This is a genomic window from Maribacter sp. MMG018 (assembly GCF_018100785.1).
Classification (GTDB): Bacteria; Bacteroidota; Bacteroidia; order Flavobacteriales; family Flavobacteriaceae; genus Maribacter.
The window spans coordinates 1-5440 of record NZ_JAGJEC010000013.1 but is presented as its reverse complement, the minus strand read 5'-3'; the positions used below and the strand labels follow the sequence as shown (position 1 = coordinate 5440).

At 35.1% G+C, this 5440-nt stretch carries 6 protein-coding genes; 1 reads left to right on the top strand and 5 read right to left on the bottom strand.

Going from position 1 to position 5440, the window contains the following annotated elements; all coding sequences use genetic code 11:
* Positions 1–202: 202 nt before the first annotated feature.
* From J8L85_RS17915 to xerA, 5 genes are all read right to left on the bottom strand, one after another.
* Complete coding sequence (locus J8L85_RS17915; protein WP_211019543.1) at positions 203–763, bottom strand: hypothetical protein; 561 nt, start codon at positions 761–763, stop codon at positions 203–205.
* Positions 764–970: 207 nt separating this feature from the next.
* Positions 971–1633 carry a hypothetical protein gene (locus tag J8L85_RS17910; protein WP_211019542.1) on the bottom strand — a complete coding sequence of 221 codons (663 nt, stop codon included), beginning with the start codon at positions 1631–1633 and terminating at the stop codon, positions 971–973.
* 211 nt (positions 1634–1844) lie between these two features.
* A complete protein-coding gene (locus tag J8L85_RS17905; protein ID WP_211019541.1) occupies positions 1845–2729 on the bottom strand; it encodes an abortive infection system antitoxin AbiGi family protein in 885 nt (294 codons plus the stop codon).
* Between the two features lie 159 nt (positions 2730–2888).
* On the bottom strand, positions 2889–3677 hold the full coding sequence (locus J8L85_RS17900; protein WP_211019540.1) for a hypothetical protein: 789 nt from the start codon (positions 3675–3677) through the stop codon (positions 2889–2891).
* A gap of 46 nt (positions 3678–3723) precedes the next feature.
* The gene (gene xerA, locus J8L85_RS17895; protein ID WP_211019539.1) at positions 3724–4926 is read right to left on the bottom strand and encodes a site-specific tyrosine recombinase/integron integrase; all 1203 of its coding nucleotides are present in this window, start codon (positions 4924–4926) and stop codon (positions 3724–3726) included.
* Between the two features lie 96 nt (positions 4927–5022).
* Here xerA and J8L85_RS17890 point away from each other — a divergent pair, with 96 nt between their 5' ends.
* Positions 5023–5400 carry a hypothetical protein gene (locus J8L85_RS17890; RefSeq protein WP_211019544.1) on the top strand — a complete coding sequence of 126 codons (378 nt, stop codon included), beginning with the start codon at positions 5023–5025 and terminating at the stop codon, positions 5398–5400.
* Positions 5401–5440: the final 40 nt, after the last annotated feature.

Genomic DNA, 5440 nt, shown 5'->3' with positions numbered 1-5440 from the left:
CCTGGCTATGATTCTGTTTTGGTTGAGCAGTTTTGTGCCAAGGGCCCGCGCCGAAATCGAACCGCAAACTTGCTGAGGCGCGCTAGGATGGCGAGCAAAACTGACCTGTACTAAACTATCAGCCTGTTATTAATGTTCAAGGTAGTAATTCTTTTGAAGTTTGCAGTAAGGCAAAATGAATTATAGGCATTGTTACCTGTAGTTATTTTTTCTTATAAACTTTTAAATTATATTCTAATTCCGTTCCATCACTTTCTAAAAATTCAAATACTTTCAATTCCGTTTGAGTGATTTCCGCTATTTCTATTTCGTTTTTCGTAAACTCAATTAATGAACCAGATTTTTTTAATTGTTCCAAAAGTCCAGGTGCGAGTTTGTCAATCGGTACGTTGTATTTCGGTTTGTCAAAAGTCATTCTAAAAATCTTTGCATATGAGTCATATTCCCATTTTCCACTTTCACAATTTTCCGCATTTTCACAACCAAATAATTCGTACGTTTTGTTTTTTTTAATTCGCATATTTGGTCGAAAAACATATTCCGTTGCAGTAATTGTGTCGTTCACGAAATGTTTTACTTCCGCAATTACTTTTCCATTTTTATCCGTCAATTTTTGAAATTCCCACGTTCCGATTATTAGTTTCTCAATCTGTTCCGCGCTTTTCTTTGTCTTTGCGTCATCAACTAATTCCAAATAGGTTTTCGATGACTGGGAATAAGTCAAAAATGGAATTAGTAATATGGTTAGCAGGATTTTTTTCATAATTACAGGTAACGGTTGGGCTATGAACAGTACGGGAGCAAACTAGCGTTTGCTTTCCGCCACGCACATAGCGAAATCTTTTTGTTTTGATTTATTTTTTTCTGTCCAGAGCAAAATCCCAAAGATTTTGCGGACTTTATAAAAATACGCAAACCTTTGGTAAAGCCCTAAGCGCGTATTGTTTATAGGTTGTGTTGTGGTGCGTATTTATTCCACAAACTCTATTTCCTCTATATCTTCAGGTCCTTCTGGCGGTGGTGGTGGCAGTTCGAAATAGGGCACATAATCCGTGAGCCATATCCTTAAGTCTGAATTTATAAAATTCCGTTCGTAAGTTCTGCATAGTTCCAAAAAAATTGGTTGGAGCTTATTTACGCTATCATCTGAAACAGAAATCGAAAGTATATGTTTGGCAGGACTTTCACTCCAATTTTCGTCTTTTCCATTATTTGATATATCTTTTTCCAAAACAGATCCTAATTTGGAAAGCCCAAACTTTTTGCACATCCAGGGATTAGTGAATCTTTTCTCAATACTATCATCATGCACGATCAGTACATTTTTTTGTTTGATAAGGATATCACCTATTTTGTCCCAACAAGGCGTTGATACTTTGTGGATAAATGTAGCATCATTAATCCTCATTTTGACAACTGGGACGCTATCATTGCAAACTATCTCGTCAACACGTTTTAAAAGACTTAGATAATCGTCAAATTCAGCAAATTGTAAGGCAACCGTATTATCTTCATTATTTGACTCAACTTTTTCAATCAAATTAATGTTTTTGCCCTGTTGCTTTTCGTTTTTGCAGCCAGAAACGACAATAAGCAATATGGTGATAAAGTATTTATACAGTTGTCTTTTCATATGCACCACAACGGTCTCGGCTATGATTAGTACGGGAATAAAAGTGCGCTTTTGTTTCCGTTTAAGCGATTAGCCAAATCTTTTTGTTTGTTTTTATTTTTTCTATTTAAAAAACCAAATCCAAAAGATTTGGCGGACATCATAATTATACCTAAACTTGGCGTTAAGCCCCAAAACCCGTATTAATTATAGGCATTGTTAGCATACGTTTTTATTCCGCATTATCTTTGAGTTCTGTCAATTTTCCGATAGTCAACTTTTTGGATTTAATTAAATTATCAATTACTGATTTTTCGTTGTTTTGATACAATAATTCGAGTACTTTTTCTTTTTCTTTATCCTCTTTGACTATTATGTGACTAATATTTTCAATGTCTATTTTCAGTCTGTAATTTTCTTCACTAAAATGAGGTTTACATTTGGATTTCCAATTAACGAAATCTTTGTTCTTTTTTCCGTTTATGTCCGTTTCCATAACATATCCCAACTCTTTATATCCAAATCTCCACTCTCGTTCATTATACGCTATTCTTGTATCTCCCGCTTTATTTTTCACTTTATACGGTTTAGATAGTAATAGTTGGTAATACGCATTTTCATATATTTTAGTTGCTAATTCATTGAGTGAATCAATTAATTCAGGTGAAGTTTCTTTACTTATCGAATCAAGTAAATTTTTAACTTCTGAAATTGGCTCTGGTTTTAACTTTATAAATTCAAGAATTTTCTTATCTGAATTAACTTTGTCAAGAATACTTTCCTTAGCTAGTTTGATAATTTGTGGTACTATTGATAAATCGTGTAGATTTTTGATTGTATTTTCAACAATGCTATTTTCGTAAACATAGCAAACAGGATTTATAGCAATTTCAGTAGCATAATCTCTACGAATACCAATTCCATAACTTCCATAATCCACGACTTCATTCTGTCCAACATCTCTTAGTTGAACGTTCATAAATGAGACCATCGGAACTAAAATATTCCTTTCTCCAAATTTTTCAGAGGTATATGATGGTTTAAACCCATCTAATAGGATTGATGATATTACGCAGAATCTATCTGTGAAATGATAAAGGTGATTAATTTCTTTCAATTTTTTTTAAATGTATGCTAACGGTCACGTATAACCGTCAGTTACGGGTTGATATGCGTTAATTTTCGGTTTAGCACAGACTTTAGTAATTCCGAGTGGATTCGGACGTAGTCGAATCCGCCGTAATTGCGGTTATACATTGTTGTGTGCTGGCTTTTCTCACTTTATTCTTAAAATTTTAGCGTCAAAGTCAGCCATTAAATATACTCGGTCAAACTTTGATTCCATTTGATAATTTTCTGATTCGTTTAATTCATAAGATACAGAAGAAAGTGAACCCATTAATAGGACTAACCATAATTCAGTTAGTTGTTTTTCACTTGTTTTATATCCTGAAATTTTGGATTCTTTTTTTTCTATTTCTGTTTTCAGACGTTCTCTTGTTAAGTATTCCGCTTGCCAATTTTTTTCTTTGTATGAAAATGAAACTTGGGAATGTCTTGTTGTTCTTATTTTTGTTATTTTTTCGGGTAATTCAAAGTCCTTTTCCAGTCGAGTCCATTCTACATAATCAGCAATTTGTTCCGCCAATTTTGGTTTGTCCTTTTGTGAGTAATTCCATTCGTCATTTTCTACTGAAATAGTCGCGTGAACGTTTATATTCGGATATTTTTGTTCAAATTTTTGTTCCGCATAGTCCAAGAGTGTTTTAACTCTAAAATATCTTTGAGCGTCTTCTGTCAGAATTTGAGTGTGTTCAAGTCCAATTAGCTTATCGTTTAGTTCAATAATGAAATCAGGATTTGGTGGTTGTGGTTTATCAACAATTCTAATATCAGAATCAATTTTGAACGCAAACTTTCCAATTTGGCAAACTTCAAGTGTTTCTTGTTTATTCAAATCGAAATTGTCAAGTATTGGGTTTATTACATTTCCCAATTCAGCCGATTCTTTCTTGAAGGCTTCAATTTGCTTTTTAAATTGTTCTATGTCGATTTTGAAGTTCATTTTTCAGCTTGCACACAACTTGTTATATCACCCCTAATTTACACTTTTATCCTTTTTTGTGCCGGGCTATCGAGACATTTTGTTCTCGCTTAGCGGCTTTTGTTATTTTTTCTACGGCAATGTCCAACGGGCTTCTTACCTGCAATAGGTCCTTTTGCGCAACATGTGTGTAGATCATGGTTGTTTCTGGCTTTGAGTGGCCCAGTAGTTCTTGTATATACCTTAAACCAACACCGTTTTCTATTAAGTGGGTGGCAAAAGAGTGTCGTAATGTATGGGGTGTTATTTTTTTGGTAATGCCCGAGGCCAAGCAGGTCTTGTTAAAAAATTTTCGAACGCTCGAAGCGGTGTATTGTCGTCCTTGGTTTCCTTCTATGAAAAAAGTGGTGGGGGTGTAGGTGGCCAAGTAATTTTGCAATAGTGGCAAAAAGCTTTTGGCTAAAACTACGTAGCGGTCTTTTCTACCTTTTCCCTGGTTTATTCTTACCTGCATCCTATCAATATCAATGTCGGCTAATTTAAGGTTTATACATTCGCCTATTCGAAGGCCTGCCGAGTAGAGTAGGGCAATTATCGCCCTATGTTTCAGGTTGGGCGTAGACCTTATGAGCAGAATTATTTCTTGTTGGCTCAGAACCGTGGGCAACCTCTTGTTTTTCTTAGGTCTTTTAAGGCCATTATCGTTAAATGTACCGTTTAAAAAAAGAGAGCAAAAATGATTGAGGGCGCCGATAAGCTGCCGGTGGCTACTAATACTGTAACGCCGCTCTGTTACGATATCTTCGATAAATTTCCGAAAGTGGTCGTTGGTAATTTGGGTATTGGGCAGGTCGCCTACATGATCCAGAAAGAGCTTGGTAAAATTCGAATATACCTTGATCGTGCTCGGGCTAAGGCGAAGACCTTGTAAATAAGACACATATTGCTTGAACCGCTTTTGGTTTTGTGCCGATAATACGACCGTCTTTTTTTGAGCTTTTTGAGGCCTGGGCGTACCTTTTGCTACGTTGGTATACTTTTTAAGCTGGCTATAATCGATATAATATGCCCCTTTTCTTAAATACTGAAAAAGAGCGTGCGTGTTGGTTTTGGAATAGGGTAGATAAAAGCTTGTGAACGCTACGCTCCAACGAATACCGTTGAACTTTTTTAGGTATTCGTTCAGTTCTATATCATACGGAAACTTTATCAAGAGCAGTTTTTCCCCCTTCTCTGAAATTTTTAAAAAAAAGACAATAACAGGTTTCATGTACACTTGTTTGGTAACAATGTAGCCCGATTAATCAATTTAATCGTATCTTAAGCGAATAATATTCGCATAATGAGTCGTTTAAGTATGGTACAGATGAGAATACAGCACGAGTGTCTTTATTGTTCAAAACGACTACATGGAAGAACCGATAAGAAATATTGCGACCTACATTGTAAAAGTGCCTACCAATACCAAAGATCAAAAGAAAGTCCAGAACGCTTTTATAACAAGGTAGATAACCAATTAAAGCTGAATCGAAAAATATTAAAAGGGTATAATAAAGGTGGTAAGGTAACGGTGAGGTCAGAGGTATTGTTAAAGCTCGGTTTCGACCCTAAATTCTTTACCCATTATTGGAAAAACAAAAAGGGTGATGTTTACCTGTTTGTTTATGAGTTCGGTTTTTTTAAAATAAAAGAACAGGGAAAAGAAAAATACCTACTGGTTAAATGGCAGGATTATATGGTATAAGTGAAAATTTTCTTTTGCTTTTCGATATACTTTCTGGCTC

What these genes read in the sequence shown, in the direction of transcription:
- J8L85_RS17915 (WP_211019543.1), bottom strand. Translation starts at nt 763, where the DNA reads ATGAAAAAAATCCTGCTAACCATATTACTAATTCCATTTTTGACTTAT.
- J8L85_RS17910 (WP_211019542.1), bottom strand. Translation starts at nt 1,633, where the DNA reads ATGAAAAGACAACTGTATAAATACTTTATCACCATATTGCTTATTGTC.
- J8L85_RS17900 (WP_211019540.1), bottom strand. Translation starts at nt 3,677, where the DNA reads ATGAACTTCAAAATCGACATAGAACAATTTAAAAAGCAAATTGAAGCC.
- xerA (WP_211019539.1), bottom strand. Translation starts at nt 4,926, where the DNA reads ATGAAACCTGTTATTGTCTTTTTTTTAAAAATTTCAGAGAAGGGGGAA.
- J8L85_RS17890 (WP_211019544.1), top strand. Translation starts at nt 5,023, where the DNA reads ATGAGAATACAGCACGAGTGTCTTTATTGTTCAAAACGACTACATGGA.